The organism is Variovorax endophyticus (assembly GCF_025376855.1).
Classification (GTDB): Bacteria; Pseudomonadota; Gammaproteobacteria; order Burkholderiales; family Burkholderiaceae_C; genus Variovorax.
Map to the genome: position 1 here is coordinate 106,513 of NZ_JAHUTH010000026.1, position 26,670 is coordinate 133,182.

At 70.6% G+C, this 26,670-nt stretch carries 26 protein-coding genes and 1 pseudogene; 15 read left to right on the forward strand and 12 right to left on the reverse strand.

The window, feature by feature from the left end; translation table 11 throughout:
• Positions 1-18: 18 nt before the first annotated feature.
• Positions 19-747 (reverse strand): FadR/GntR family transcriptional regulator, encoded by a 729-nt coding sequence (locus KV106_RS29020; protein ID WP_057595726.1) that lies wholly within the window; start codon positions 745-747, stop codon positions 19-21.
• A gap of 154 nt (positions 748-901) precedes the next feature.
• Between KV106_RS29020 and KV106_RS29025 the strand changes: the two genes are divergently transcribed.
• The 3 genes from KV106_RS29025 to KV106_RS29035 all read left to right on the forward strand — a co-directional run bounded on the left by KV106_RS29025 (position 902) and on the right by KV106_RS29035 (position 4,873).
• The gene (locus KV106_RS29025) at positions 902-1,885 is read left to right on the forward strand and encodes a Bug family tripartite tricarboxylate transporter substrate binding protein (protein ID WP_177239464.1); all 984 of its coding nucleotides are present in this window, start codon (positions 902-904) and stop codon (positions 1,883-1,885) included.
• Positions 1,886-1,930: 45 nt separating this feature from the next.
• Complete coding sequence (locus KV106_RS29030; RefSeq protein WP_261214250.1) at positions 1,931-3,106, forward strand: PDDEXK nuclease domain-containing protein; 1,176 nt, start codon at positions 1,931-1,933, stop codon at positions 3,104-3,106.
• Between the two features lie 159 nt (positions 3,107-3,265).
• Positions 3,266-4,873, forward strand: a complete 1,608-nt coding sequence (locus KV106_RS29035) for an MFS transporter (protein ID WP_057595729.1) — start codon at positions 3,266-3,268, stop codon at positions 4,871-4,873.
• A gap of 15 nt (positions 4,874-4,888) precedes the next feature.
• Here the strand turns inward: KV106_RS29035 and KV106_RS29040 are convergent, their stop codons facing one another.
• On the reverse strand, positions 4,889-5,590 hold the full coding sequence (locus KV106_RS29040) for a nitroreductase (RefSeq protein WP_208513123.1): 702 nt from the start codon (positions 5,588-5,590) through the stop codon (positions 4,889-4,891).
• A 252-nt stretch (positions 5,591-5,842) separates the two neighbouring features.
• Here KV106_RS29040 and KV106_RS29045 point away from each other — a divergent pair, with 252 nt between their 5' ends.
• From KV106_RS29045 to KV106_RS29085, 9 genes are read left to right on the forward strand one after another with little or no spacing between them, the layout of a single operon-like run.
• Entirely contained in the window at positions 5,843-7,162 is a 1,320-nt protein-coding gene (locus KV106_RS29045) for a Rieske 2Fe-2S domain-containing protein (RefSeq protein WP_261214252.1), read from the forward strand.
• Entirely contained in the window at positions 7,159-8,130 is a 972-nt protein-coding gene (locus KV106_RS29050; RefSeq protein ID WP_261214254.1) for a PDR/VanB family oxidoreductase, read from the forward strand. The genes KV106_RS29045 and KV106_RS29050 overlap by 4 nt, the downstream gene beginning before the upstream one ends.
• Positions 8,131-8,146: 16 nt before the next feature.
• Positions 8,147-8,896, forward strand: a complete 750-nt coding sequence (locus KV106_RS29055; RefSeq protein ID WP_261214255.1) for a FadR/GntR family transcriptional regulator — start codon at positions 8,147-8,149, stop codon at positions 8,894-8,896.
• A 31-nt stretch (positions 8,897-8,927) separates the two neighbouring features.
• A complete protein-coding gene (locus tag KV106_RS29060) occupies positions 8,928-9,908 on the forward strand; it encodes a Bug family tripartite tricarboxylate transporter substrate binding protein (protein WP_261214272.1) in 981 nt (326 codons plus the stop codon).
• An 11-nt stretch (positions 9,909-9,919) separates the two neighbouring features.
• Entirely contained in the window at positions 9,920-11,212 is a 1,293-nt protein-coding gene (locus KV106_RS29065; RefSeq protein ID WP_261214273.1) for a CaiB/BaiF CoA transferase family protein, read from the forward strand.
• Positions 11,209-12,390, forward strand: a complete 1,182-nt coding sequence (locus KV106_RS29070) for a thiolase C-terminal domain-containing protein (protein ID WP_261214275.1) — start codon at positions 11,209-11,211, stop codon at positions 12,388-12,390. Before KV106_RS29065 ends, KV106_RS29070 begins: the two co-directional genes overlap by 4 nt.
• A complete protein-coding gene (locus KV106_RS29075) occupies positions 12,387-12,842 on the forward strand; it encodes a Zn-ribbon domain-containing OB-fold protein (protein WP_261214284.1) in 456 nt (151 codons plus the stop codon). Before KV106_RS29070 ends, KV106_RS29075 begins: the two co-directional genes overlap by 4 nt.
• A complete protein-coding gene (locus KV106_RS29080; RefSeq protein WP_261214286.1) occupies positions 12,835-14,583 on the forward strand; it encodes an FAD-dependent oxidoreductase in 1,749 nt (582 codons plus the stop codon). The genes KV106_RS29075 and KV106_RS29080 overlap by 8 nt, the downstream gene beginning before the upstream one ends.
• A complete protein-coding gene (locus KV106_RS29085) occupies positions 14,580-15,689 on the forward strand; it encodes a CaiB/BaiF CoA transferase family protein (RefSeq protein ID WP_261214288.1) in 1,110 nt (369 codons plus the stop codon). Before KV106_RS29080 ends, KV106_RS29085 begins: the two co-directional genes overlap by 4 nt.
• Before the next feature lie 16 nt (positions 15,690-15,705).
• Here KV106_RS29085 and KV106_RS29090 read toward each other — a convergent pair whose 3' ends face one another.
• From KV106_RS29090 to KV106_RS29100, 3 genes are read right to left on the reverse strand one after another with little or no spacing between them, the layout of a single operon-like run.
• A complete protein-coding gene (locus KV106_RS29090) occupies positions 15,706-16,341 on the reverse strand; it encodes an aspartate/glutamate racemase family protein (RefSeq protein WP_261214290.1) in 636 nt (211 codons plus the stop codon).
• Positions 16,338-17,243, reverse strand: coding sequence for a polysaccharide deacetylase family protein (locus KV106_RS29095; RefSeq protein WP_057595740.1), 906 nt, complete (start codon positions 17,241-17,243; stop codon positions 16,338-16,340). Before KV106_RS29095 ends, KV106_RS29090 begins: the two co-directional genes overlap by 4 nt.
• Positions 17,240-18,550, reverse strand: coding sequence for an MFS transporter (locus KV106_RS29100; protein ID WP_057595741.1), 1,311 nt, complete (start codon positions 18,548-18,550; stop codon positions 17,240-17,242). Before KV106_RS29100 ends, KV106_RS29095 begins: the two co-directional genes overlap by 4 nt.
• Positions 18,551-18,639: 89 nt before the next feature.
• Here KV106_RS29100 and KV106_RS29105 point away from each other — a divergent pair, with 89 nt between their 5' ends.
• The 3 genes from KV106_RS29105 to KV106_RS29115 all read left to right on the forward strand — a co-directional run bounded on the left by KV106_RS29105 (position 18,640) and on the right by KV106_RS29115 (position 20,401).
• Positions 18,640-19,572: a LysR family transcriptional regulator gene (locus KV106_RS29105; protein ID WP_208513110.1), complete on the forward strand. Its 933-nt coding sequence runs from the start codon at positions 18,640-18,642 to the stop codon at positions 19,570-19,572.
• Positions 19,573-19,683: 111 nt separating this feature from the next.
• Entirely contained in the window at positions 19,684-19,956 is a 273-nt protein-coding gene (locus KV106_RS29110; protein WP_261214299.1) for a hypothetical protein, read from the forward strand.
• 4 nt (positions 19,957-19,960) lie between these two features.
• Positions 19,961-20,401 (forward strand): hypothetical protein, encoded by a 441-nt coding sequence (locus KV106_RS29115; protein WP_261214300.1) that lies wholly within the window; start codon positions 19,961-19,963, stop codon positions 20,399-20,401.
• A 24-nt stretch (positions 20,402-20,425) separates the two neighbouring features.
• On the opposite strand, the gene KV106_RS29120 is transcribed toward KV106_RS29115, so the two are convergent.
• From KV106_RS29120 to KV106_RS29150, 7 genes and pseudogenes are all read right to left on the reverse strand, one after another.
• A complete protein-coding gene (locus tag KV106_RS29120; RefSeq protein WP_261214301.1) occupies positions 20,426-21,397 on the reverse strand; it encodes a tripartite tricarboxylate transporter substrate binding protein in 972 nt (323 codons plus the stop codon).
• A gap of 105 nt (positions 21,398-21,502) precedes the next feature.
• Entirely contained in the window at positions 21,503-22,438 is a 936-nt protein-coding gene (locus KV106_RS29125; protein ID WP_057595746.1) for a LysR substrate-binding domain-containing protein, read from the reverse strand.
• A gap of 65 nt (positions 22,439-22,503) precedes the next feature.
• Positions 22,504-23,715: a CaiB/BaiF CoA transferase family protein gene (locus tag KV106_RS29130; protein ID WP_261214310.1), complete on the reverse strand. Its 1,212-nt coding sequence runs from the start codon at positions 23,713-23,715 to the stop codon at positions 22,504-22,506.
• Positions 23,716-23,761: 46 nt separating this feature from the next.
• Complete coding sequence (locus KV106_RS29135) at positions 23,762-24,568, reverse strand: enoyl-CoA hydratase-related protein (RefSeq protein WP_261214312.1); 807 nt, start codon at positions 24,566-24,568, stop codon at positions 23,762-23,764.
• Between the two features lie 103 nt (positions 24,569-24,671).
• On the reverse strand, positions 24,672-25,649 hold the full coding sequence (locus tag KV106_RS29140; RefSeq protein ID WP_261214313.1) for a branched-chain amino acid ABC transporter permease: 978 nt from the start codon (positions 25,647-25,649) through the stop codon (positions 24,672-24,674).
• 10 nt (positions 25,650-25,659) lie between these two features.
• On the reverse strand, positions 25,660-26,547 hold the full coding sequence (locus KV106_RS29145) for a branched-chain amino acid ABC transporter permease (RefSeq protein WP_261214314.1): 888 nt from the start codon (positions 26,545-26,547) through the stop codon (positions 25,660-25,662).
• Positions 26,548-26,551: 4 nt separating this feature from the next.
• Positions 26,552-26,670: pseudogene (locus KV106_RS29150) on the reverse strand (ABC transporter ATP-binding protein); the annotation flags it as partial.

The window sequence follows — 26,670 nt, forward strand, 5'->3', positions numbered from 1 at the left end:
GCCCCGGGCCGGCGCGGCTCAGCGTGCCGGCTTCTTGCGCTCCATCTCGAGCAGCAGCGCGTTCAGTGCGTTGAGGTGCTTGGCCAGCGCGGCGCCGGCCTTGTCCGCATCGCGCTCGCGCATCAGGCGCAGCACCTTGCGGCGCACCTGCACCACGTTGCTGTGCGGCGTCTGCAGCTGCGCGATCAGGCCGCGCAGGATTTCCGACAAGGCATCGATCAGCATCACGATCACCTCGTTGTGGGTGGCGCGGCCGATCAGGCGATAGAACTCCGTGATCTGGCCGCTGTCGCGCACCGGCCGGCCCTGCTTCACCAGCTCGGCGAAGCGCTCGATGTCGGCCTCGATGGCGGCGAAGTCCTCTTCCGTTGCGCGCTCGCAGGCCAGCCGGATCGCCAGCCCGCACAGCAGGATGCGGGCCTCGGTCAGGTCCGACACCGGCACCTGCTTGAGCGCCACCATGTCGCGCACCGCCTGCGTGATGCCCTCGGGATGCGACTGCTTGATGTAGAAGCCGCCGTTGATGCCGGTCACCGCCTCGACCATGCCGGCCATCTCGAGGCTGCGCAGCGCCTCCCGTACGCCGCTGCGGCTCACGCCGAACTGCTCGGACAGCTCGCGCTCGCTGGGCAGGCGGTCGCCGGCGCTCAGCACGCCCTCCACCACCTGCTGGCGGATCTGGTCGCAAATCGCCTCGAAGGCGCGGCGCATGCGCACGGGCGCGAAGACTGGTGCGGATTCCGACATGGCTCCTTTCCTCCTCTGGATCACGAACGTCGATGGCTGGATGCCGAGCCGATAGTGTGCCCTTCCTGGCGCTGACGCCAATTGACCATCGACAAGGCTTTCGCTATGGTTCAACCAATTACATCACAAACCATCCGACCAGGAGACAAGCCTCATGACCCACTCCCGCCGCCACGCGCTGGCCACCGGCCTCGGCCTGCTGGGCGCCTCGGCGCTGCCCGCCTTTCCCCTGGCCGCGCGCGCCGCGCCGGGCTATCCCGACAACGTCATCAAGTTCATCATTCCCACGCCGGCCGGCGGCGGGCACGACACGATGATGCGGGTCATCGGGCAGAAGCTCACCGAGGCCTGGGGCCAGCCGTGCATCGTCGAGTCGAGGGCCGGCGCGAGCGGCGCGATCGCGGCCTCCGCGGTGGCGCGCGCCACGCCCGACGGCTACACGCTCGGTGTCAGCTACAGCGCGCTGATCAGCAACCTGGTGCTGCAGCCCGCTCAGCAGCCCTACAAGCTCGCCGATCTCGCGCCCATCAGCATGCTCGCGCTCACGCCCATCGCCATCGGCGTGCGCGAATCGCTCAACGTCAGGACGCTCGACCAACTGGTGGCGCTGGCGAAGTCCAGGCCCGGCAAGGTCTCGTACGGCTCCTACGGCCCCGGCTCGGGCGGCAACTTCGTGGGCGAACTGCTGAACATGGCCGCGGGCATCGACACCGTGCACGTGCCCTACAAGGGCGAGGCGCCGGCGCTGCAGGACCTGATCGGCGGCCAGATCGACACCGCCGTGGTGTCGCTGGGCGGGGTCTCGCGCTACCCGGGCAAGATCCGCGCGCTGGCGGTCGCGAGCCCGACGCGCTTTCCGCTCTATCCCGACGTGCCCACCTTCGCCGAGGCCGGCTTCCCCGACGTGAACATGCCGGGCTTCGGCGCGCTGTTCGCGCCGGCCTCCACGCCCAAGGCCATCATTGACAAGCTCGATGCCGAGATGGCGCGCATCGTGAAGCTGCCCGACGTGGCGCCCAAGCTGCTCGAGCTGGGCTTCGAGCCCGCCGGCTGGGGCCCGCAGAAGCTGTCGAGCTTCCTGGCCGAGCAGCTGGCGCTGACGCAGAAGCTGGTCGCGACCGGGCGCATCAAGGTCTGAGCGGGCGCCGCATGCGGCGCAGTGGGGCTACCCTATAGTGCACGCATGACCTTACCCAGCGGCGAAGCTGCCGACTACGCATCCTTCATCGAGGCGCTCAAGGAGCGTGTCGCGGCGGCCCGCCAGTCCGCGGCCCGCGCGGTCAATCACGGCCTGATCGCTTTGTACTGGGACATCGGCGAAGCCATCCTCGACAAGCAGCAGACGAACGGCTGGGGCCAGGCCGTGGTCGAGCGGATCGCCCGGGACCTGCGCGCGGCCTTTCCCGGCACACAGGGTTTCTCGGCACGCAATGTCTGGGACATGCGGCGCATGGTCGAGGCTTACAGCGAGCCCGGATTTCTGCGACAGCTTGTCGCAGAAAGTTCCAAGAGCACGAACTCGGGGCGCAATACCCACCGACTCAGCGCCGCACGAAAAGCCGTGCTGTTCGGCGGCAACGACTCTCTGCGACAGCTCGTCGCAGAAATCCCCTGGGGCCACCACCTGCAGATTCTGGGCAAGACCGCCGACCCGGCACAGCGCCTGTACTACCTGCGCGCCAGCGCCGCGCTGGGTTGGAGCCGCAACGTCCTGCTCAACCAGATCAAGGCCGGCGCCTGGGAACGCTCGCGCGCGGAGGGCAAGAGCCACAATTTCCCGCGGGTGCTGCCGCCCGCCATGGCCGGGCAGGCCGAGGAGGTCCTCAAGAGCAGCTACAGCCTCGAGTTCCTGGGCATCCGCCAGGCGGTGAAGGAACGCGAACTGGAAACCCGGCTCCTCGACAGGCTGCGCGACTTCATCCTCGAACTGGGCTACGGCTTCTGCTTCATCGGCCGCCAGCACCGCCTCGTGCTGGGACGCAAGGAATACTTCATCGACCTGCTCTTCTACCACCGCTTCCTCAAGGCCCTGGTCGCCGTGGAACTGAAGGTCGGCTCCTTCGAACCCGAGTACGCGGGCAAGATGGACTTCTATCTCAACCTGCTCAACGACAGGGAGCGCGCGCCCGGCGACGCCCCGTCGATCGGCATCATCCTGTGCGCCGAGAAGGACAACCTGGAGGTCGAGTTCGCCCTGCGCAGCAAGACCAATCCTATCGGCGTGGCGGAGTACCAGTTGCAGGCGGCCCTACCGAGCGAACTGCGCGGCAAGCTGCCTTCGGTGCGCCAGCTCCAGCAGGTGGTGCGCGGTGCGCTGCCGCCTCCGGTCGCGACACAGGAGCGACGCGGCAAAGACTGAGCGGCGCCGCCGGTTCGCTACGAGGTCGCTCCTCGACCCAGCGCGCGGCGTCGCCGACGGCCGCGCGCGAGGTGCGGAAACCGTTGGCCGGGTGCGCCGCGAGCGGGCCGGCGCATGCATCTATATGATTTGCCTCGCCCGCCGCCGATCGCCCCGCGCTTGAATCCCAGCACTCCCACCGCCCCGAACGCAGCCTCGCTCTGGAGTCCGCTCGCCCAGCCCGCCTTCCGCGGGTTGTGGGGTGCCGGCAGCCTGTTCTTCGTCGGCAATGCGATGCAGAACATGGCGGCCTCGTGGCTGATGATCGAGCTCACGGCCTCGTCCTTCCTCTCGGCGCTGGTCCAGACCGCCTCCTTCCTGCCGATGTTTTTGCTGTCGCTGCCCGCCGGCGTGCTGGCCGACACCATCGACCGCCGGCGGCTGATGCTGCGCATCCAGGGCGTCTACGGGCTCGCCGCGCTGACGCTCACGCTGCTCGCGCTGGCCGGCTGGATCGGCCCGGGCGGGCTGCTGTTCTTCACCTTCCTGCTGGGCGTGTGCACGGCGCTGCAGTCGCCCTCGTGGAATTCCGCCGTCAGCGACACGGTGGCGCGCACCGAGCTGCCGCTGGCCATCACGCTGGTGTCGATGACCTTCAACGGCGCGCGCGCCGTCGGCCCCGGCCTCGCGGGCGTGCTGTTCGCGCTGACCGGCGGCGCCGCCGTGTTCGCGGTCGCGGTGCTGACCGCCTTCGGCATGAGCTGGGCCACGCGGCGCTGGCCGCCGCGGCCGCCCTCGCCCGGGCGCCTGCCGGCCGAGCGGCTGTGGGGCGGCATGCTCAGCGCGCTGCGCTATGCGCGCCATTCGCCGGCGATCTTCGCGCAACTGGTGCGCACGGCCGGCTTCAGCGGGCTCGGTTCGGCCCTGTGGGCCCTGCTGCCGGTGATCGCGCAGCAGCGGCTCGGGCTGGGCGCGGCGGGCTACGGCCTGCTGATGGCCTGCCTGGGCACGGGCGCCGTCGCCGCCGGCTTCTTCGTCGGGCGCATCCGTTCGCGCTTCTCGCTCGATGCGCTGGCCGCCGGCTGCTGCCTCGTGTTCTCGGGCGCGATGCTGGTGGGCGCGCTCTCGACCTGGCGGCCGCTCGTATGCGCCAGCTTCGTGCTCGGCGGCGCGGCGTGGATGACGATGATGTCGACCTTCAACGCCGCCACCCAGACCAGCGCGCCATCCTGGGTGCGGGCGCGCGCCGCGTCGATGCACACGCTGTGCTCGCTCGGCGCCTTCGCGCTCGGCTCCGCGCTCTGGGGCGCGATGTCCTCGCTGATCGGCCTGAGCGCGGCACTGTGCCTGTCGGCCGCGGGCATGCTCGCGAGCATCGCGCTGGCGCGGCCGTATCCGTTGCGCATGGGCGCGGACGACGAGGTCACGCTGGCGCCGCTGCACGAGGAGTTCTCAGTGCAGCACGAACCCGAGTTCGAGGCCGGGCCGGTCGCCGTCGAGGTGGTCTACCGCATCCGCGATGCCGACGCACGGCGCTTCCTCGACGCGGTGCAGCAGCTCGCGGTGCCGCGCAAGCGCGACGGCGCCACCTTCTGGCGCGTCTACCGCGACCTCGACGACCCGAGCCGCTACGTCGAGCGCTTCATCGTCACCTCGTGGGCCGACTACCTACGCCAGCGCGCGCGGGCCACCGTGGCGCGCCACGAGCTGGAGGCGCTCGCTCGCAGCTTCCAGGTGCCGCACGAACCGGTGCTCACGCGCCACTACCTGGCCGAGCGCAGCCCCTGAGCGCGGGCCGCCGGATCAGTCCTCGACCCAGCGCGCGGCGTCGCCGACGGTAGCGCGCGATGTGCGGAAACCGTTGGCCGGGTGCGCCGGATCCTCGTAGCCGAAGGAGATCCCGCAAACCACCTGGCGATCGTCCGGGATGTCGAACCAGCGGTGCAGGAACTTCGCGCGCGAAGCGAGCGCGGCCTGCGCGATGCTCGCCACGCCGCGGCTGCGCGCGGCCAGCATGAAGTTCGACACGTAGGCACCGCAGTCCAGCGCGCCATAGGCGCCGAGCGCGGCATCGGTGTGGATCAGCGCCACGTGCGGCGCGCCGAAGAACGAGAAGTTCAACAGCCCCTGGCGCGCCGAGGCCTCGCGGTCGCCATGGGCGATGCCCACGCTGTCGTAGAGCTGGAAGCCGCATTCGCGGCGGCGCTCGCGGTAGACGCCGCGGTACTCGGCGGGCGGCGCGATCTCGAAACCCTGGTCGACCAGTGCCTCGGGCGTGGCCATCGCCGCGCGCAAGCGCTCGGTGGCGGCCGCGCCGGTCACGACCACCTGCCAGGGTTGCGAGTTGCACCACGAGGCCGTGCGCTGGGCGGCGCGCAGGATCGCGTCGATGACGTCGCGCGGCACCGGGTCGGCGAGGTAGCCGCGGCAGCTGTAGCGCGCGTCGAGCACGGTGTCGAGGGCCGCGGCGAGATCCGGCGCGGGAACGGGCGGGGAAGTAGTCATGGCTCGGGCAACGGGATGAAGACGAGGGAGCCTAACCGTGCCGGCGCGCTCGCGCTGGCGACACGGCGAAAGACATGCGCGACGGCTGCCACCTCGCTCGCCTTAGCCATCTATGGTTGATCCATTCACAAGGTTATTGAGACAAAAGCTTTGCATCGCGCGGGCTCGAATTTAGCATTGGTCCTACCAATCTGGTCATCCAAGGTGGTCCACCACGCCGGATGGCCCTGCCCCACAAGGAAAACCGCAGCCATGCTCTCGCAAGAAGACAACGAAACCCTCGTGCGCGTCGGCGCCGGCACGCCCATGGGCGAGCTGATGCGCCTCTACTGGATCCCCTTCCTGCCCAGCCGCGACCTCGAGACCGACGGCCAGCCGCAGCGCGTGCGCCTGCTCGGCGAGGAGCTGATCGCGTTCCGCGACAGCGAGGGCCGCGTCGGCCTGATCGACCATGCCTGCCCGCACCGCGGCGCGCCGCTGGTGTTCGGCCGCAACGAGGACTGCGGTGTGCGCTGCATCTACCACGGCTGGAAGTTCGGCGTCGACGGCCGCGTGCAGGACACGCCAGCCGAGCCCGCGCAGAGCCGGCTCAAGGACACGGTCACGATCAAGAACTACCCCTGCCGCGAGCGCAACGGCATCGTCTGGACCTACATGGGGCCCGACCGCGAGAACCCGCCGCCGCTGCCGAACCTCGAGTGGAACCTGGTGCCCGAGGAGAACGTGTACGTGAGCTTCCGCGTGCAGGAATGCAACTGGCTGCAGGCCGTGGAAGGCGAGATCGACTCGGCCCACGCGCCGATCCTGCACGGGCGCATCGACCAGCAGGGCGCGATCAGCGACTGGACCGCGAAGAAGGACCTGCGGCCCACCTTCGAATGCAAGCGCCAGGACTTCGGCATGAGCGTGGCCTCCAAGCGCGTGCTCGACGAGAACACGCACTACTGGCGCGTCAACCAGTTCCTGCTGCCCTTCTACACGCTGGTGCCGCCGCAGTCGAACTACCCCGAGCTCAGCGGCCACGCCTGGGTGCCGCTGGACGACCACCACACGCTGTGCATCATGTTCTCGTACACGCCGGCGCAGAAGTTCTACGAGAAGACGCGCAAGCTGTTCGACAACGGCCACGGCGGCCGCGAGACCGGCCACCCGAGCATCAACGCCTATGCGCCGCGGCCCGCCACCGAGCCCTTCGCGAAGTACTGGACCAGGTTCAACCTGCAGAGCGCCTTCCTCTTCAACTACGACGCGCAGACCAAGACCTGGTTCTCGGGCCTGCCCGGCCTGTGGGTGCAGGACGCGGCCTGCCAGTCGGGCGTGGCGCCGATCTACGACCGCTCGAAGGAGCACCTGGGCATGAGCGACACCGGCATCGCGATGACCCGGCGCCTGCTGCTCGAGACGGTGCGCAACCTGTCGGTGCGCCAGCAGCGCCCGCCGCGCATCGAGGACCCCGACCTGCCGATGGTGCGCGCGGTGTCGCTCACGCTGCCGGCCGGCGAGGCCTGGAGCGAATCGGGCCGCGAGCTGATGACCGCGCGCCTGGGCGCCGACTTCGGCTACACGCCATGAGCCTGGGCAATCCCGCGCCGCTGGACCTGTGCCTGCGCCAGATCCGGCTGGAGGCACGCGGCATCGCGTCGTACGAGTTCGTGTCGGCCGACGGCCGGCCGCTGCCGCCGTTCACGGCCGGCGCGCACATCGACCTGCACCTGCCGCGCGAGATGATCCGCAGCTATTCGCTGCTCAACGCGCCCTCGGATGCCGCGCGCTACGTGGTGGCGGTGCAGCGCGACGCACAGGGCCGCGGCGGCTCGGCCTGGATGCATGCGCAGCCGCGCGTGGGCGACCGCTTGCGCGCCGGCCTGCCGGCCAACGACTTCGCGCTGGCCGAGGAGGCCGCGCACTCGGTCTTCATCGCCGGCGGCATCGGCATCACGCCGATCCTGTCGATGCTGCACCGGCTCGAGGAGCTGGGCCGGCGCTGGCAGCTGCATTACGCGGGCCGCTCGCCCGAGGAGACCGCCTTCGCCGACACGCTGCGCGCCATGCAGGGCGGACGCGGCCGCGGCGAGGTCGAGTTCTGCTTCGGCTCCTCGCGGGCCGAGCGGCTGGATATCGCGGCCATCGTGCGCAACGCGCCGGCCGGCGCGCACCTGTACTGCTGCGGCCCGGCGCGCATGATCGACGCCTTCGTCGAGGCCTGTGCCGGCCGGCCCGCGCACACGGTGCACTTCGAGCGCTTCGCCGCCGGCAGCGCGGCCGCCACCGAGGGCGGCTACGAGGTGGTGCTCGAGCGCAGCGGCCAGCGCCTCGCGGTGGCACCGGGCAAGACCATCCTCGACACGCTGCTCGACCACGCCATCGACGTGCCCTATGCCTGCAGCGCCGGCGTCTGCGGCACCTGCCGCACGCGCGTGATCGCGGGCGAGCCCGACCATCGCGACGACTACCTGGATGCGCAGGAGAAGCAGTCGAACGAGGCGATCATGATCTGCTGCTCGGGCTCGCGCTCGAAGACGCTGGTCCTGGACCTCTGAGGCAGGTGAGCAGTCCATGACGACCCGGCTCGACACCACGGCGGAACCGCAGGAAGCCAGTGCTTCCAACGCGGCGGGCGCGGGCAATGGCGCCATCGCCGGCATCCTCGCCTACCTGCGCGACCGGCGCCTGCAACCGGGCGACCGGCTGCCCTCCGAGCGCGACCTCGCCGAGCGCCTCGGCGTCGGCCGCAACGCGGTGCGCGAGGCGCTGGCCACGCTGGTCACGCTGCGCATCGTCGAATCGCGGCCCAACTCGGGCATCTACCTGCGGCACGTCGAGCGCGAAGGCAGCTTCGAGGCGCTGGTGATGCTCACCGACATGGGCGCCGTGCCCACGCCGGTGGAAGTGGCCGAGACGATGGAGGTGCGCGGCCATCTCGAGGTGCTGGCCGCGGGCCTGGCCTGCCAGCGCCGCACCGAGGCCGACCTCGCTCGCATGGAAGCCGTGCTGCAGCGCACCGAGCAGGTGCTGGCCGAGGGCGGCAACATCGCCGCGGCCGACACCGAGTTCCATGTCGCGCTGGTCGATGCCACCCACAACTCGGTGCTGGTGCGCGTGCTGCATGCCTTCTACCGCTTCACCGGCCGGCGCCGCGAGGCGATGTTCGCCGACACGGTGCAGGGTCGCGCCTCGCTGCTCGACCACCGCCGCCTGCTCGGCCACATCCGCGCGCGCGACGCGGCCAAGGCGCAACTGCTGATCCTGCGCCACATGGACCGCGCGCGCAGCTACTGGTCGAGCGTGCTCGGCGACACGGATTGACACGACACCCACGAACCCAAGGAGACCCCCGATGACAAGCTCTTTCTTCCCCCGCCGCGCGCTGCTGGGCGCCGCCTGCGCCGCGCTCGTGCTCGGCGCCCTGCCCGCCCATGCGCAGGGCGGCTATCCGAACAAGCCGATCCGCATGATCGTGCCCTATGCGGCCGGCGGCAGCACCGACCAGCTCGCGCGCGCCATCCAGCAGTCGATGAGCGAGACGCTGGGCCAGACCGTGATCGTCGAGAACAAGCCCGGCGCGGGCGGCACCATCGGCACCGACTACGTGGCCAAGGCCGCGCCCGACGGCTACACGCTGGTGTTCGGCAACACCGGCCCGAATGCGGTGGTCTCGCTGATGCGCAAGGTGCCCTACGACGAGCTCAAGGACCTGCGCCCGATCTCCACCGTCGCGATCACGCCGATGATCCTGGCCGTGCCCGCCGACAGCCCGGCGAAGACGCTGAAGGACTTCCTCGCCTACGCGAAAAAGAACGGCAATGCGCTCAACGTCGGCTCGGTCGGCAACGGCTCGCTGTCGCACCTGACGGCCGAGTACTTCAACGAGGCCGCGGGCCTGCGCATGCAGCACATCCCCTACAACGGCGGCGCGCCGATGATGACCGCCTTCGCCGGCGGCCAGCTGCAGGCAGCCTTCGTGACCGGCCTGGACGGCGCCACGCTGGTGAGCTCGGGCCGGGTGCGCTACCTGGCCGTGGGCACGCCCAAGGCCACCGAGACCGTGCCGGGTCTGCAGGCCATCGCCGACGAGGTGCCGGGCTTCCGCAGCTCGGCCTGGTTCGGCGTGCTCGCGCCGAAGGACACGCCCGACGAGATCGTCACGAAGCTGCACGACGCGATCGTGACCGCGGTCGCGCGACCCGAGGTGCGCAAGATGTTCTCGGTGCGCAACGTCGAGGCGCGCAGCAGCACGCCGCAGGAGCTCGAGAAGCTCATCCGCGACGAGATGGGCCAATGGGGCCCGGTCGTGCGCAAGGCCAACATCCAGATGTGAGAACCGCCCTCATGCTTGAAAAACTGGAATCCGATTTCCCCGAGCACCAGCCGCGCCCCGCGGGCGCGCCGCAGGCGCTGGCCGGCATCAAGGTGGTGGACTTCACCCACTTCATCGCCGGCCCCTTCGCCACCATGATCCTGGCCGACATGGGCGCCGACGTGATCAAGATCGAGGCGCCCGGGCGCGGCGACGACTTCCGCCAGTACCCGCCGGTGCATCCCGAGCTCGCGCAGGGCGCGCCCTTCCTCTGGTCGAACCGCAACAAGCGCAGCGTGGCACTGGACCTGAAGACGCCCGAAGGCCTCGAGGTGGCGCGCGCCCTGGTCGCGAGCGCCGACGTCGTGGTCGAGAACTTCTCCACCGGCGTGATGGAGCGCTTCGGGCTCGACTACGAGAGCTGCCGCAAGGCCAATCCCGAGCTCGTCTACTGCTCGGTGTCGGCCTACGGCCGCGAGGGCGCCTTCGCCGACCGCCTGGGCTTCGATCCGATCGCGCAGGCCGAGAGCGGCTTCGTCTCGATGAACGGCTATGCCGACCGCCAGGGCGTGCGCGCGCTGTCGCCGGTGATGGACATCAGCACCGCGATGATGGCGGCCAACGCGATCCTCGGCGCGCTGGTGGCGCGCGAGCGCACGGGCCGCGGGCAGGCGGTGGAGGTGGCACTGTTCGACAACGCGGTGCTGATGACCGGCTATGCGACGCTGCAGCACGTGTTCAGCGGCGCCGAGCCGCAGCGCCACGGCAACACCAGCCCCGACACCTGCCCCTCGGGCGTGTTCGAGGCCCAGGACGGCTCGTTCTACATCAACTGCGGCAACAACAAGATCTTCCAGCGCCTGATGACGCAGGTGCTCGAGCGGCCCGACGTGGCCGCGGACCCGGCCTATGCCAGCGGCCGCGAGCGCTCGCAGCGGCGCGAGCTGCTGTTCGCGCTGCTCGGCGAGGCGTTCGCGAAGCAGCCCTGGTCGCACTGGCAGTCGCGCATGCGCGCGGCCGGCGTGCCCTGCGGCCAGGTGCGCTCGGTCGGCGAGGCCATCCGCTCGCCCGAGGCGCGCGAGCGCCGGCTGGTGACGCGCATCCCGCATCCGCAGGTGGGCTGGGTGCCGAACATGGCGCTGCCGATCCGCTATTCGCGCACGCCGATCGCCGACCCGGTGGCCGCGCCCACGGTCGGGCAGCACACGCAGGAGGTGCTGCGCGAGGCGCTGGGCTACGACGAAGCGCGCTTCGCGGCGCTCGCGCGCGCCGGCGCCTTCGGCCCGCCCGCCGAACGGCACGAACCCGCCGGCACGCCGGCATGACCAACCGCACGCTGCGCGGCCGGGTCGCCGTGGTCGGCATCGGCGAGACGACCTACTACCGCCACGGCCAGTCGCCCGACGCGGAGTTCAAGCTCGCGCTCAAGGCCATCCTCGCCGCCTGCACCGACGCAGGCCTCGATCCGCGCGAGATCGACGGCTTCGCCTCGTACAGCGACGACCGCAGCGAGGCCTCGCGGCTGGCGGCCGCGCTCGGCATCCACCGACTGCGCTCGGCCACCATGCAGTGGGGTGGCGGCGGTGGCGGCTGCGCCGCGGCGGTGGCCAATGGCGCGGCCGCCATCGCGGCCGGGCTGGCCGACTGCGTGGTCGTGTTCCGCGCGCTCGCGCAGGGCCAGCACGGGCGCTTCGGACAGGTCGGCGGCATCGACACCATCTCCGGCGAGAAGGCCTACCTCATGCCTCATGGCGTGCTCTCGCCGCCGCAGCGCTTCGCTATGCGCGTGCGCCGCTTCATGCACGAGCACGGCGTGCAACAGGAGGCGCTGCGTGCCATCGCACTCGCCTCCTACCACCATGCGCAGGCCAATCCGCGCGCCGTGATGCACGGCAAGCCGCTCGACGCCGCGAAGTACGACGCCTCGCGCTGGATCGCCGAGCCCTTCCACCTGTACGACTGCTGCATGGAGAACGACGGCGCTGCCGCGATCGTGCTGGTGGCGGCCGAGCGCGCGAAGGACTTCGCGCACAAGCCCGCCTACCTGCTCGGCGCGGCCTCGGGCTCGGGCTTTCGCGCCGGCGCCCATCCGCACAATGCGCCGCGCTATGCGAGCGCGGGCTTCGACACCGTGGCCCCCGACCTCTATGCCATGGCCGGCATCGCGCCGGCCGACGTGGGCGTGGTGCAGAGCTACGAGAACTTCACCGGCGGCGTGGCGATGGCGCTGGCCGAGCACGGCTTCTTCGAACCCGGCGAGGCCAACGACTTCCTCACGCTCGAGAACCTCGTCGCCCCCACGGGCCGGCTGCCGCTGAACACCAGCGGCGGCAATCTCGCCGAGTGCTACATGCATGGCTTCGAGCTGGTGCTCGAGGCGGTGCGCCAGGTGCGCGGCAGCTCGACCAGCCAGGCGGCGCGCAGCGATGTCGCGCTGGTGATCGGCGGCCCGATGGTCACGCCCGCGAGCGACCTGCTGCTGGCATCGGAGAACGTGCTGTGAACGACACGAACGACGAGAAACGCTACCTGCCCGCGGGCCTGCCGATCCCCGTTTCGGAGCCCGACGGATTGTCCGAACCCTATTGGCAAGGCCTGCGCGAGGGCGTCTTGCGCGTGCAGCGCTGCACCCACTGCGGCACCTGGCAGTTCGGCCCCGAGTGGATCTGCCACCGCTGCCATGCCTTCGATCCCGCCTGGGTGGACGTCGCGCCGCGCGGCCGCATCTTCAGCTGGGAACGCGTCTGGCATCCGGCGCATGCGGCGCTCAAGGACCATGGCGCCTACCTCGTGGTGCTGGTCGAACTGCCCGGGGCCGGCAACGTGCGCATGGTCGGCAACCTGCTCGGCGATCCGATGCAGGCGGTGGAGATCGGCGCCGAGGTCGAGGGCGTGTTCGAACACCATCCGGATGCGCAGCCGCCGTACGCGCTGCTGCAGTGGCGGCGTGCCTGAGTCCGCGCGCACCGGCGATCAGGAGGCCGACACCTGCGACCTGCTCGTGATCGGCGCCGGCGCGGGCGGCATGAGCGCCGCGCTCGCGGGCGCGCTCATGGGTCTCGACGTGGTGCTGTGCGAAGCCGGTGAACAGGTCGGCGGCACCACCGCCACCTCGGCCGGCACGCTGTGGGTGCCCGGCAATGCGCAGGGCGCGGTGGCGGGCTTCGCGGACTCGGCCGCCGAGGCCGCGCGCTATCTCGACGCGATCCTCGGCGCCGACGATCCGCGCGGGCTGCGCGCCGCCTACCTCGCGAGCGCCCCCGAGGCGATCGCCTTCCTCGAGGCCCGTTCGGAACTGCGCTTCGCCTCGGCCGGCCGCCATCCCGACTACCTCGCGCTGCCCGGCGCGGCCGTGACGGGACGCGCGCTCTCGCCGCTGCCCTTCGACGGCCGGCGGCTGGGCCACGACTTCGAACGCATCCGCGCGCCGATGCCCGAGTTCATGGTGCTCGGCGGCATGATGGCCAACAAGGCCGACGTGCAGGCCCTGGCCTACCGCTGGCGCAGCATCGCGAACTTCCGCCATGCCGCGCGGCTGGTGCTGCGCCATGCGCGCGACCGGCTCACGCATGCGCGCGGCACGCGCCTGGTGCTGGGCAATGCGCTCGTCGCGCGGCTGTACTTCAGCCTGCGGCAGGCCGGCGTGCCGGTGCGCTTCGGCATGCGACTGCGGCAACTCGATATCTCGGCGGGCCGCGTCACGGGTGGCTTGTTCGACCACGAGGGATCGACGCGGCGCATCGCGAGCCGCCTCGGCGTGGTGCTCGCCACCGGCGGTGTCGGCCATCATGCGGCGTTGCGCGCCGAGCTGGCGCCGGCCAGCGTGTCGCCGCGCACGCTGCGGCCGCAGTCCTTCGAAGGCAACCGCGGCGAGGGCCTCGATGCCGCGCTGCGGGCCGGGGCCCGGCTCGAACGCCATCGGGGCGACTTCTTCTGGCAGCCCGTTTCGCTGGCACCGCGCGCCGGCGGTGAACCCGGGCTCTTTCCGCACCTGTACCTCGACCGCGCCAAGCCCGGGCTGATCGCCGTCGATGCCGACGGGCGCCGCTTCGTCGACGAGAGCGCCTCGTACCACCACTTCGTCGAAGCCCTGCTCGCGCGCATGCGCCCCGGCGCATCGACGCCGCCGGCCTGGCTGGTCTGCGACGCGGCCTTCGTGCGCGCCTACGGCCTCGGCACGATCCCGCCCGGCACGCGCGCGAGCGCGCTGCGGCGGCACGAGGCATCGGGCTATCTCGTGCTCGCGCACGACATCGACGCACTGGCCACACGGCTGGGCATCGATGCGCGCACGCTCGCCGCCACCATCGCGCGCCACAACCGCCATGCCGAAGCCGGCGAGGACCCGGACTTCGGCAAGGGCAGCACCGAGCTCGGCCGCTTCAACGGCGATGCGGCGCATGCGCCGAACCCCTGTCTCGGCCCGATCGCGCAAGCGCCGTTCTGCGCGCTGGCGGTCTGGCCCGGCGAAGCCGCATCGAGCTCGGGTCTCGCCACCGATGCCGACGGCGCCGTGCTCGACCCGGACGGGCAACCCATCGCGGGCCTCTACGCCTGCGGCAACGACATGGCCTCGATCATGCGCGGCGCCTATCCGGGCCCGGGCATCACGCTCGGGCCCGCGATCGTGTTCGGCTGGCGCATCGCGCGGCATGCGGCACGACAGAACCCCCACACACCTTCCTCCCCACGATGAATCCCACCTTCACTCCCCACGAGGCCAGCGGCCCGCTCGCCGGCCTGCGCGTGGTCGAATTCGCCGGCCTCGGGCCCGCGCCCTTCGCCTGCATGCTGCTGTCGGACATGGGCGCCGACGTGATCACCATCGACCGCCCCGCGCGCCGACTCGGCGACCGCAGCGACATCACGGGCCGCGGCCGCACCGTGGTGCTGGCCGACCTCAAGGACCCGGGCTCGCGCGAGGAGGTGCTGGGCCTGCTGGCGCGTGCCGACGTGCTGGTCGAGGGCTTCCGGCCCGGCGTGATGGAGCGCCTGGGCCTGGGCCCCGACGAGGTGCTGCGGCGCAATCCGCGGCTGGTCTACGGCCGCATGACCGGCTGGGGCCAGCACGGCCCGCTCGCGCAGGCCGCGGGCCACGACATCAACTACATCGCGCTGACCGGCGCGCTGCATGCCATCGGCCCGGCCGGCGGGGCGCCGGTGCCGCCGCTGAACCTCGTGGGCGACTACGGCGGCGGCAGCCTCTACCTCGTCGTCGGCCTCCTGGCCGCGCTGCTAGAAAGCCGGCGCTCGGGACAGGGCCAGGTGGTCGACGCGGCCATCGTCGACGGCGTGAACTCGCTGATGAGCCTGTTCGCCACCAGCGCGATGCGCGGCACCTTCCGCGAGGAACGCGGCACCAACGCGCTCGACGGCGGCGCGCCCTACTACGGCAGCTACGCCACCGGCGACGGCCGCCATGTCTGCATCGGGCCGATCGAACCGCAGTTCTTCGCCGAACTGTGCGAACGCCTGGGCGTCGACCCCGCGCTGCGCGACGCGCAGCACGACCGCGCGCGCTGGCCCGCGCTGCGCGCCGAGTTCGAGCGGCTGTTCCGCACCCGCAGCCGCGACGAATGGACCGCGCTGTTCGACGGCAGCGATGCCTGCGTCGCGCCCGTGCTCGCGCTGAGCGAGGCGTCCGCGCATCCGCACCAAAGTGCGCGCGAGGCCTTCGTCGAGGTGGAAGGCGTGCGGCAGCCGGCACCGGCGCCGCGTTTCTCGCGCACGCCTTCGCGAATCCAGGGGCCGGCGGCGCGCGAGGCGACGCCGGCTGCGGAGGTACTGGCGCGCTGGGGCTGAGCGGGCCGTCGGCGCTTCAGCCCTCGCCGAGCCAGGCGAGCAGGTCCGCCACCGGATCGATCACCTGCCGCATGCCGGCATCGCGCAGCCCCGCGGCAAGCGCCAGACCGACCACGCCGACCACGAAGACCGGCTGCCGTCCGCCGAAGCCCTCGCAGCGCTCGCGCAGCGCATCCAGCACGATCTCGGGCTGCGCGGCGATGACGGCCGGCGCGAGATCGATCACCTGCCAGCCGTCGATCGTGCCCGCATGGCCGGTCGCCTCGAAGGCGGCCTCGTAGAGCGCCGTCATGCCGCGGTCGAAGGTCACGATGTCGAGCCGGTGGCCGCGCTTCCGGTGCAGCGCCAGCACGCTGCGCGTGAAACCATGGGCCGCATCGCCGAAGCGCTCGCGCACGATCTCGTAGCCCGTGTCGACCGACGACATCGCCACCACCCGGTCGAAGCCCTCGCTCAAGCCCGGCAAAGCGCGCGCCAGCGCCGCCTCGGCCCGCGCGTTGTCGGCGGCGGAGCCGATGATCCGTGGCGCCGCCTCGACCTCGGCGGCGGCCCAGCATCCGGACGGCCAGCCGCCGCGCGCGATGTGGCGCCGCAGCGTGGCCGTGATCTCGCGGCTCGAGTTCGGATTGAGGAACAGCGTCCTCGCCGTCATGGCGTGGCCGGAAAGCGATGCCGCCAGAACTGCGCGATGTCGCGCCGCCGGCAGAACCAGACATCGGGGAATTCGGAGGCCGCGAGCAGGAACTCGCGCAGCGCCTCCGTGCGCCCGGGCCGCCCGGCCAGGCGCAGGTGCAGGCCGATCGACATCATCGACGCCTGCCGGCGGCCCTCGCGCCGCAGGCAGGCGAGCGTGCGCCGCAGGTGGTCGGTGAAGTCGTCGGGCGTGTCGAAGCCCGGCGCCGAGGCGAAGCGCATGTCGTTGCAGTCGAAGCTGTAGGGCAGCACCAGGTGCGGCTTGTCGCCGACCCGCGTCCAGTACGGCAGGTCGTCGTTGTAGGCATCCGAGTCGTACTGCAGTCCCTGCTCGACGGCGAGCGCGCGCGTGCGCGGGCTCACGCGGCCCGTGTACCAGCCGACCGGGCGTTCGCCGCACAGGCGCTCGAGCACGTCGAGCGAACGAACCATGTGCGCGCGCTCGGTCGCCTCGGGCACCTCGTCGTAGTCGATCCATCGCGCGCCGTGCGAGACCACCTCGTGTCCGGCCTCGACGATCGATCGCGCGGCCTCGGGATGCTTCTCGAGCGCGCCCGACACCGCGAAGTAGGTGGCCGGCACCCGGCATTCGGCGAGCAGGTCGAGGATGCGCCAATGGCCGGCCCGGCTGCCGTATTCGTAGTGCGACTCCACCACCAGGTTGCGGCGCCCGGCGCGCGCCGTCGCGCCCGACACGTCGCTGTTGAGCACCTCCGAAAAGGTATCGCCCTCGAGCACGCAGTTCTCCGCGCCCTCCTCGTAGTTGACGACCACGCTGAGCGCGACGCGGCGCCCGCCCGGCCATTCGAAGTCCGGACGCACGCGCCCGTAGCCGATGAAGTCGCGCACCGCCTCGCTCATCGCTGCACCTTCGCCTTCGCCACGCACACCCCGATCAGCAGCAGGCCGAGGGTGCAGTAGATCGAGATCGACAGCGGGCTGTCGAAACGGTCGAGCAGCCAGACGCAGATGCTGGGCGCGAGCGCGCCGCCGAACACGCCCGCGAGCTGGAAGCCCAGCGATGCGCCCGTGCACCGCACCCTGGACTCGAACATGTCGGGGATGAAGGCCGCGAGCGGCGCCCACAGCGAAGCCTGGCAGACCATGCCGATCACCGAGGCCAACACCACCAGCGAGGGATTGCGCGTCTCCAGCAGCGGAAAGTACGCGAACGACCAGACGATCGAGGCGGCCACGCCGAGCAGCAACATCGGCTTGCGGCCGAAGCGGTCGGACAGCGCGCCGAACAGCGGGATCGCGACCACGCCGACCGCCGCGCCCCACAGCACGGCGTTCAAGGCCACCTGCCGCGGCAGGCCGAGCCGGTTCGGCACGTAGATCAGCAGCAGCAGCGAGAACACGTACCAGATGACGCCCTCGCCGGCCCGCACCCCGATCGCCAGCAGCACCTGGCGCCAGTGCTTGCGCAGCGTCTCGGCCAGCGGCGCCTCGGCCTTGTGGGCGCTCTTCTCGAGGCTCCTGAAGACCGGGGATTCCTCGATCGTGCGGCGGATGAAGTAGCCGATGCCCACCAGGAGGATGCTCGCGAGGAAGGGCACGCGCCAGCCCCAGTCCATGAACTGCGCGTCGGTGGTGACCGTGTTCATGAAGCCGAACATCGCGTTGGCGATCAGCACGCCGATCGGGCTCGCGACCTGCACCAGGCTGCCGTAGAAGCCGCGGCGGCGCCCGCTGGCATCGAACTCGTTGACCATCAGGGCCGCGCCGCCCCACTCGCCGCCCAGCGCGAGCCCTTGGGCGAAGCGCAGCAGCGCCAGCAGCAGCGGCGCGAGCAGCCCGACGTGCTCGTAGGTCGGCAGCAGCCCGATCAGGAAGGTCGACAGGCCCATGACCAGCAAGGTCGAGACCAGCACGAAGCGCCGCCCGAGCTTGTCGCCCAGCGAGCCGAAGATCGCGGCGCCCACCGGCCGCGCGACGAAGGCGATGCCGTACGACAGCAGCGACAGGATGGTCGCGACGAAGGGATCGGTCTGCGGGAAGAACAGCTTCGGAAACACCAGCGCCGCCGCCGTGCCGAAGACGAAGTGGTCGTAGAACTCCAGCGTGGTGCCGACCAGGCTCGCGGCGGCGACGCGCCGCGGGCTGGTCGAGGATGCGGGCCGGTCTTCGGCGCGCGGGGCCGTGTTCGCCGTGGCGGATGTCGTCATGGGGATGCTCCTGATCGATGGACGGCGCCATTGCAGCACCGGCTCAATGCTTGGACAATCAGAATGATCCGAACGATTATTCGCCAAATATGAATATTACGCTGCGCCAGATCCGCGCCTTCCTCGCGGTGGCCGAGGTCGGTGCCTTCGCCCGCGCGGCCGAGCGCATGCACCTGTCGCCCTCCGCGTTGTCCACGCTGGTCAAGGAACTCGAGGAGCAGATCGGCCTGCGGCTGTTCTACCGCAGCACGCGCGTGGTCCAGCTGACCGAGGCGGGCGCCGAGTTCCTGCCGCTGGCGCGCAAGGCGCTCGAGGACCTCGAGGCCGCGGTCGCCGGATCGCGCGCGCTGGCCGAGGTCAAGCGCGGCCGGGTCACGGTGGCCGCCTCCATCGTGATCGCCGCCACGCTGCTGCCCTGGGTGATCCAGTCGTTCCAGCAGCGCCATCCGGGTATCCAGTGCATCCTCAAGGACGGCTTCGAGGAGACCATCCGCGACCAGGTGCGCCGCGGCGAGGTCGACCTCGGCGTCGGCACGCTGGTCGAAGGCGAGCCGGGGCTGACGGAGGTCACGCTCTACCAGGACCATCTGGTGGCGCTGGTGCCCGATGGCCATCCGCTCGCGGAGCGCGGCGCCGTCACCTGGCGCGAGCTGGCCAGGCATCCGCTGATCAGCCTGTCCGACCAGAGCCCGTCGCGCGCACTGGCCGACGCGGCCTTCGATTCGGTCGGCCTGCGGCCGGTGCCCGCGCATGTCGCGACCTTCTCCTCCACGCTGATCAGCATGGTGGCCGCGGGCATGGGCGTGGCCGCGCTGCCGGTCAACGTGCGCCAGCTCTCGCGCCGCACCGGCGTGCAGACGCGGATGCTGGTGAGGCCGACGGTCAAGCGGAACATGGGCGTCTATTCGCGCAGCGACGCGGAGCTGACGCCGGCGGCGAACGCCTTCCTGAAGCACATGCAGGCGTTCGTGAAATCGAAGGGGAGCCTGCCGGACGAGGCGGCCGAAGTCGCCGCGCATTGAAGCCGCATCGAGGAGCGAAAGACGTTTCCGCTGTGTCAATCTGTTCCAGGCCGTTGACGCCCGCGCAACCCCCTCGCTACATTCGTTCGACCCCTCCCCAGAGCACACCCATTGCACGGCCCCCTTCCCTACGTCCTCGCAGCCATCGCCATCGCGGTCCTCGCGGGCGACCTGGCCGCAACGGTCGTGGTGCTGCGCAGCGATTTCTACTCGGGGCCGCAGCGCGCATGGCAGCTGGCCCTGGTATGGCTCATTCCCATCGTCGGCGCCGCCTGCTGCCTGAGCTTCGCCGCCATCCACAGGCGCGCGATCCCCAAGCCTTCCGATGCATTCCCCGGTTCCGAGACCTACAACCTGCCCGGTGGTGAAGCCAACAGTCTCTGAACCGGTGCGGCGCCTTGCCGGTGCCGCCCTTCTGCTCGCGATGTTCGCCTTCCCGGCGGCGCTGGCGCAGACGCCTTCGCGCGACCTCCCGCCGTCCATCGGGCCCGACCGCAGCGCATCGCTGACGGTGGACGACTTCCTGCGCGGCGCGCAGGTGCTCGGCGAGGTCGGTCCCGAGCGCGCGGAGCAGAACGCCGACTACGTGGCGGCGATCCGCGGGCTGGCGAACATCGGCGACAACTACCGCACCGACGTGCTCAAGGCCAGGGCCGCGGGCACCACGATCGACAGCTGCCCCGGCAAGTCCGCGAAGGTCACCACCGACACGCTGATCCCCTTCCTGCTGCACCTGCCGCCCGAGCAGCGGACGATGCCGATGGAGCAGGCGTTCCGGCTGCACATGCGCGAGCTCTACCCATGTCCCGCCAAGGGCGCCGCGCGGTAGCCGCCAGCTCGCTCGATCGAGCGCCTACTCGGGTTTGATCCCCTGCTCGCGCACCACGCGCGTGAACTGCACGATCTCCTGCGAGACCAGCTTGTCGAGCGCCTCGGGCGAACCGCCGATCACGCGTCCGGCCTGGGTTTCCATGCGTGCCTTGACCTCGTTGTCGGCCAGGGCCGCGAGCGTGGCCTGGTGCAGCTTGTCGACCACGGCCTGCGGCGTGCCGTGCGGCACGAAGGTGCCGATCCAGGTGTCGGATTCGTAGCCCGGCACCGACTCCGCGATGGTCTGCACCTCGGGCAGCAGCGGCGAGCGCTCCTTCGAGGTCACGGCGATCGCCTTGAGCTTGCCGCTGCGGATGTGCGGCAGCGCGCCGCTCAAGGTGCCGAACACCGCGGGCACCTGGTTGCCCACCACGTCCGCGATCGCCGGTCCCGCGCCGCGGTAGGGAATGTGCTGCAGCGAGAGCTTGCCCATCGACTGCAGCAGCCCGCCCGCGAAGTGGCCCGGCGATCCGATGCCGCCGGTCGCGTACTGGCGGTACCGCGGATCGCGCTGGCCCAGCGCGATCCACTCCTTGAGATTGCTGGCCGGCACCGAGGGATGGACCGCGAGCACCTGCGGCAGCGCGCCGATCAGCGTGACACCGCGCAGGTCGCGCTCGGTGTTGAAGGGCAGCGAGGGGTACAGGGCCTGGTTGATGCTGTGCGAGGAGACGGTGAACAGCACCGTGTAGCCGTCGGGCGCGGCCTTCGCGACGTAGTCGGTGGCGATCGATCCGCCGGCGCCCGGCTTGTTCTCCACGATGACCGTCTGGCCGAGCTTCTCGCTCATCTTGGCGTTGAGCGAGCGCGCGATGGTGTCGGAGCCGCCACCCGGCGCGAAGGTCACGATCAGGCGCACCGGCTGGCGCGCGGGATAGTCGGGCTGCGCGCCCGCCAGCAGGGGCATGGCGATCAGCGCCCAGGATACGAGCCGTGTGGCCCTGAGGATGTTCATGGTGTCTCCGTCGATTTGTGCAGTCGACTGTAGGGACGGCCTCCCGAACTGAACACTACGAAATCCTGCTACCGGTATAGCGCCGAGCGATGGCGCCACGCACGCTCAGTTTCCGGCCACCAGTCGGGCCCCGTCCCAGCGGCGGGAGCGCACCAGCTCGCGCACCACGCTCACGATCAGTGCGTGCACGCAGGCGGCGGCGGGCTGCAACCGGTTCAGGCGCGAATGCGCGAGCGTCGCGCGGCGCACGATCTGCGGCTCGATCGGGGTCTGTCGCAGCAACTGCGCGGCGGCATGCCAGGCCAGCGCCGAATGCGGGATCACGGTGCCCGCGCCACCCTGCGCGACCATCGCCAGCACGGTGTGGATCGAGCTCGCCTCGGCCTTGATCTGCGGCGCCACGCCCGCCTCGGCGAAGGCGCGGTCGACCAGGTCGCGCAAGGTGGTGACCTGCGTCGTGAGCATCAGCGGCACGCTGGCCACCGTCGGCAGGTCGATGCTGCGGCCCGCGCGCACCAGCGGCTTGCGGCGCGGCTGCACGAAGTACAGCGGCTCGTCCACCAGCGGCACCGCCTCGATGCCGGGCAGCGCCACGTCGTCGACCAGCACGCTGAGCTCGACACGCTCGTTGATCAGGTGCGCCGCGAGGAAGGTGCTGGGGCTCTCGTAGACCTCGAGCACGATCTGCGGATGGCGCTCCTCGAGCGCCGCGATCAGCGGCCCGACCAGCACCATCGCGATGCTCGACGGCAGCCCGAGCCGCACGCGCCCGCTCAGGCCCGCGTCCGACGCCTTCACCACGTTCTTCGTGTCGCCCGCGAGCTTGAGGATCTGCTGCGCATGGCGGTACAGCGCCTGTCCCGCATCGGTCGGCGTGACGCCCTTGACGCTGCGCTGCAGCAGCTGGGTGCCGAGCTCTTCCTCGAGCTGGGTCATCTGCTGGCTCAGCGCGGGCTGGACGATGTGGACCAGCGCTGCCGCGCGCGAGAGCGAGCCGCTGTCGACGATGGCGACGAAGTAGCGCAGCTGGCGTATTTCCATGGCGAGAAGGGGTGATGGCTGCCCGGCGCGGGGGCAGGCCGATGGTGGAGAGGTGAGGTCCGAACTCAGCCGAGGCCGTGTTGACTTACGACTCCGTCGGCGAGCCAGGCGTCGATCCGCTCGCGACCATAGCCGAAATCCCTCAGCACTTCGACCGTGTGTTCCCCGAGCAGCGGTGGCGGCAGGCGCACGCTGCCCTCGCGCAAGCCGTCGATGCGCACCGGGTTGCCGACCTGCCGCATGGGCCCGATGACGGGATGCGTGAACTCCTCGACCAGCCCGCAGTGCTGCACCTGCGGATCGGCGAACACGTCGGCGATGTCGTTGATCGGCCCCGCCGGAATGCCCAGCGCGACCATCTGCGCGGTCCAGGCCGCGCGCGGCTGCGTGCGCAGGCGTTCCTCGAGCAATTCCTTGAGCGCGATGCGGTGCTGCATGCGCGCCGCGTTGTTGACGAAGCGCGGATCCGACAGCAGCGCCTCCAGGCCGAGCAGGCGGGCGATCTTCACCCATTGTTCCTGCGTGGCGCCGCCGATGTTCAGCGGCCCATCCTGCGCCTCGAACACGCCGTACGGCGCGATCACCGGATGCACGTTGCCCACCGGCGCCGGCACCTCGCCGAGCGACAGGTAGCGCTGCCCCTGCACGCTGAGCAGCCCGACCAGGCTCGCCAGCAGCGAGGTCTCGACCTTCTGGCCTTGGCCGCTGGCCTGGCGCTGGATCACCGCCGCGAGGATGCCCATGGCGGTCCACATGCCGGAGGTGAGATCGCCGATCGCCACGCCCACGCGCTGCGGGCCGGACTCGGGCGTGCCCGTGAAGCTCATGAAGCCCGAGAAGCCCTGCGCGATCTGGTCGAAGCCCGGCCAGTGGCCCTTGGGGCCGTCGCTGCCGAAGCCGGTGATGCTGCCGTGGATCAGCCCGGGGTTCAGCGCCATGAGCTCGGCCTGGCCCATGCCCATCTGCGCCATCACGCCGGCGCGGAAGTTCTCCACCAGGATGTCGGCCTTCGCTGCCATCTCGCGCACGATCGCCAGGCCCTCGGGGTGGCGGAAGTCCAGCGCCACGCTCTTCTTGTTGCGGTTGCCCGAGAGGTAGTAGACGCTGGTGTCCTCGGCGAAGGGTCCCCACTGGCGCACCATGTCGCCGTGCGGCGCCGGCTCGATCTTCACGACCTCGGCGCCGAAATCGCCGAGGATCATCGAGCAGAACGGGCCGGACAGCGCGCGCGAGAGGTCGAGCACGCGGAGGCCCGCGAGGGGCAGCGCTTGGGTCATGAGAGGTCTTTCTTGAGGGGCGATCGGCAAGGCGCCGGCCGGCGTGCTAGCGGCCGACGAATTCGGGACGGGTCTTCTCGCGAAAGGCGCGCAGTCCCGTGCGGTAGTCCTGCGTGTCCGCGAAGGCATAGCTCGCCAGGCGTTCTTCCCGCGTCACGGGACTCGGGTCTTCCATCAGGCGGCGCAGCTGCCGCTTGAGCGCGCGAACCGCCAGCGGCGCGCTCTGCGCGACGGCCTCGGCGGCCGCCTGGGCGCGCCGCTCGACATCCGCATCGTCGACCACGTCGGTCAGCAGGCCCTTGGCCCACGCGGTCTGCGCATCGAGCATGCGGCCTTCGAACAGCAGCTCGGCCGTGAGCGCGGGACCGGCGAGCCGGTAGAGCCATTCCATCTCGCCGAGCGCGAGCGGAAAGCCCAGCAGCCGGATCGGGATGCCGAGGCGGGCGCCGCGGCCCGCGATGCGCAGGTCGCAGACCGAGGCGATCTCCAGGCCGCCGCCCGCGCAGGCGCCCTCGATCAGCGCGATCACCGGCACGGGCAGGTCGTGGATGGCGCACAGGGCACCGGACACGCACTGCTCGTGGAACTCCGTCACCTGCTCGCGCGTGGCGCGCACCTGCTCGAACTCCGAGATGTCGGCGCCGGCCGCGAAGTTGCCCGCCGCACCGCGCAGCACCACGCAGCGCAGCGTCTCGCTTTGCCGCAGGTCGGCGAACACCGCCTGCAATGCCTCCCACATCGCCACCGTCAGCGCATTGCGCCGGCCGGGGTTCTCGATGGTGACCGTGGCGATGAAGCCCGATTGCGACAGCCCGATGCGGCCAGGGGCGCGAAGGCCTTGTTCTTCATTCATGTGGCACGGATCCTAGGGTCCGCGCGCGGCGCCGAAAACTACAAGGTATTGATACCACCATAGGTTTTTCTGATGGCATCGTCATCCAGCACGCTCGGGCCGGCTACCGGCGGCGCCGCGCCATGAACGCCACCACCTCGCCCATGATCCCCTTGCGGAAGGCCAGCACGCACACCACGAAGATCAGGCCCGTGACCATGGTCACCGACTCGCCCAGCGTGTTGAACCAGTCGATGGTGGTGATGCGCGCGAGCAGGTTGCCCAGTTCGCCGATCTTGTTCTCCAGCAGCACCACCACGGCCGATCCCACCAGCGGGCCCGACAGCGTGCCGAGCCCGCCCACCAGCGTCATCAGCACGACCTGGCCCGACGCGGTCCAGTGCACGTCGGACAAGGTCGCGAAGCCCAGCACCAGCGTCTTGAGCGAACCCGCGAGGCCCGACAGCGCCGCCGAGATCACGAAGGCCAGCAGCTTGAAGCGGCTGACGTCGTAGCCCAGCGAGAGCGCGCGCGGCTCGTTCTCCTTGATGCCCTTGAGCACCTGGCCGAACGGCGAATGGACGGTGCGCACGATCAGCAGGAAGGCCAGCACGCACACGGCGAGCGCGACGTAGTACATCGTGAGGTCGTTGCTCAGGTCGAGCAGGCCGAACAGCTTGCCGCGCGGCACGCCCTGCAGGCCGTCTTCGCCGCCTGTGAACCTCGCCTGCAGCGCCACGAAGAACATCATCTGCGCCAAGGCCAGCGTGATCATCGCGAAGTAGATGCCCTGGCGGCGGATCGCCAGCGCGCCGAAGACCCAGCCGAGCAAGGCGCCGGTGAGCGTGCCCGCGAGCAGGCCGAGCTCGGGCGTCAGGCCCCAGGCCTTCATGGCCTGGCCCGCGACATAGGCCGAGCAGCCGAGGAACGCCGCGTGCCCGAAGGACAGCAGGCCGGCGAAGCCCAGCAACAGGTTGAAGGCGGCCGCGAACAGCGCGAAGCACAACAGCTTCATCACGAACACCGGATAGGCGCCAAGGAAAGGCGCGAGCAGCAGCCCGGCGATCAGCAGCGGATAGAGGACGAGAGAAATCTTCTTCATGACCGCGGACTCACTTTTCTTTGCCGAACAGGCCGGCCGGGCGCACCAGCAGCACGATGACCATGATCACGAACACGACCGAGGACGAGGCCTCCGGGTAGAACACCTTGGTGAGCCCTTCGATCACGCCCAGGCCCAGGCCGGTGAGGATGGCGCCCATGATCGAGCCCATGCCGCCGATCACGACGACGGCGAACACCACGATGATCAGGTTCTGGCCCATCAGCGGCGAGACCTGGATCACCGGCGCGGCCAGCACGCCCGCGAAGGCGGCGAGGCCGGCGCCGAAGGCATAGGTCAGCGTGATCATCAGCGGCACGTTGACGCCGAAGGCCTCGACCAGCCGCGGGTTCTCGGTGCCCGCGCGCAGGTAGGCGCCGATGCGGGTCTTCTCGATCACGAACCAGGTGGCGATGCACACGACCAGCGAGGCCACGACCACCCAGGCACGGTAGTTGGGCAGCACCATGAAGCCCAGATCGCTGGCGCTGGCCAGTGCCGCGGGCGTGTCGTAGCTCAGGCCCGAGACGCCATAGACCGAGCGGAACGCGCCTTCGATCAGCAGCGTGAGGCCCAGGGTGAGCAACAGGCCGTAGAGGTGGTCGAGCTTGTAGATCCAGCGCAGGAACAGGCGCTCGATCAGCACGCCGAGCAGGCCGACGACCAGCGGCGCCACGGCGAGCATCGCCCAGTAGCCGATGCCCAGGTAGCTCATCGCCATCCAGCTGAACACCGCGCCCACCATGAACAGCGCGCCATGCGCGAAGTTGATGACGTTGAGCAGCCCGAAGATCACCGCGAGCCCGAGGCTCAGGATCGCGTAGAACGACCCGTTGACCAGCCCCAGCAGCAGTTGGCTCAGCAAGGCTTGCACGGGAAAACCAAAGACAGTCGTCATCGCCTCAGACTCCCAGCAATTCGTTGAGCACCGGCATCCTGGCTTCCAGATCCGCGGCACCGAACTTCTCGACGATGCGGCCATGCTCCATCACATAGAAGCGATCGGCCAGCGGCGCCGCGA

Bases quoted from the DNA above. Each gene is read 5' to 3' on its own strand.
- KV106_RS29095 (WP_057595740.1), bottom strand. From the start codon at position 17,243: ATGAGCGAGGCGGTGCGCGACTTCATCGGCTACGGGCGCGTGCGTCCG.
- KV106_RS29045 (WP_261214252.1), top strand. From the start codon at position 5,843: ATGCTCTCGCAAGAAGACAACGAAACCCTCGTGCGCGTCGGCGCCGGC.
- KV106_RS29020 (WP_057595726.1), bottom strand. From the start codon at position 747: ATGTCGGAATCCGCACCAGTCTTCGCGCCCGTGCGCATGCGCCGCGCC.
- KV106_RS29060 (WP_261214272.1), top strand. From the start codon at position 8,928: ATGACAAGCTCTTTCTTCCCCCGCCGCGCGCTGCTGGGCGCCGCCTGC.
- KV106_RS29030 (WP_261214250.1), top strand. From the start codon at position 1,931: ATGACCTTACCCAGCGGCGAAGCTGCCGACTACGCATCCTTCATCGAG.
- KV106_RS29040 (WP_208513123.1), bottom strand. From the start codon at position 5,590: ATGACTACTTCCCCGCCCGTTCCCGCGCCGGATCTCGCCGCGGCCCTC.
- KV106_RS29135 (WP_261214312.1), bottom strand. From the start codon at position 24,568: ATGAATGAAGAACAAGGCCTTCGCGCCCCTGGCCGCATCGGGCTGTCG.
- KV106_RS29125 (WP_057595746.1), bottom strand. From the start codon at position 22,438: ATGGAAATACGCCAGCTGCGCTACTTCGTCGCCATCGTCGACAGCGGC.
- KV106_RS29050 (WP_261214254.1), top strand. From the start codon at position 7,159: ATGAGCCTGGGCAATCCCGCGCCGCTGGACCTGTGCCTGCGCCAGATC.
- KV106_RS29085 (WP_261214288.1), top strand. From the start codon at position 14,580: ATGAATCCCACCTTCACTCCCCACGAGGCCAGCGGCCCGCTCGCCGGC.
- KV106_RS29105 (WP_208513110.1), top strand. From the start codon at position 18,640: ATGAATATTACGCTGCGCCAGATCCGCGCCTTCCTCGCGGTGGCCGAG.
- KV106_RS29055 (WP_261214255.1), top strand. From the start codon at position 8,147: ATGACGACCCGGCTCGACACCACGGCGGAACCGCAGGAAGCCAGTGCT.
- KV106_RS29140 (WP_261214313.1), bottom strand. From the start codon at position 25,649: ATGAAGAAGATTTCTCTCGTCCTCTATCCGCTGCTGATCGCCGGGCTG.
- KV106_RS29090 (WP_261214290.1), bottom strand. From the start codon at position 16,341: ATGACGGCGAGGACGCTGTTCCTCAATCCGAACTCGAGCCGCGAGATC.
- KV106_RS29130 (WP_261214310.1), bottom strand. From the start codon at position 23,715: ATGACCCAAGCGCTGCCCCTCGCGGGCCTCCGCGTGCTCGACCTCTCG.
- KV106_RS29065 (WP_261214273.1), top strand. From the start codon at position 9,920: ATGCTTGAAAAACTGGAATCCGATTTCCCCGAGCACCAGCCGCGCCCC.
- KV106_RS29145 (WP_261214314.1), bottom strand. From the start codon at position 26,547: ATGACGACTGTCTTTGGTTTTCCCGTGCAAGCCTTGCTGAGCCAACTG.
- KV106_RS29120 (WP_261214301.1), bottom strand. From the start codon at position 21,397: ATGAACATCCTCAGGGCCACACGGCTCGTATCCTGGGCGCTGATCGCC.
- KV106_RS29100 (WP_057595741.1), bottom strand. From the start codon at position 18,550: ATGACGACATCCGCCACGGCGAACACGGCCCCGCGCGCCGAAGACCGG.
- KV106_RS29025 (WP_177239464.1), top strand. From the start codon at position 902: ATGACCCACTCCCGCCGCCACGCGCTGGCCACCGGCCTCGGCCTGCTG.
- KV106_RS29070 (WP_261214275.1), top strand. From the start codon at position 11,209: ATGACCAACCGCACGCTGCGCGGCCGGGTCGCCGTGGTCGGCATCGGC.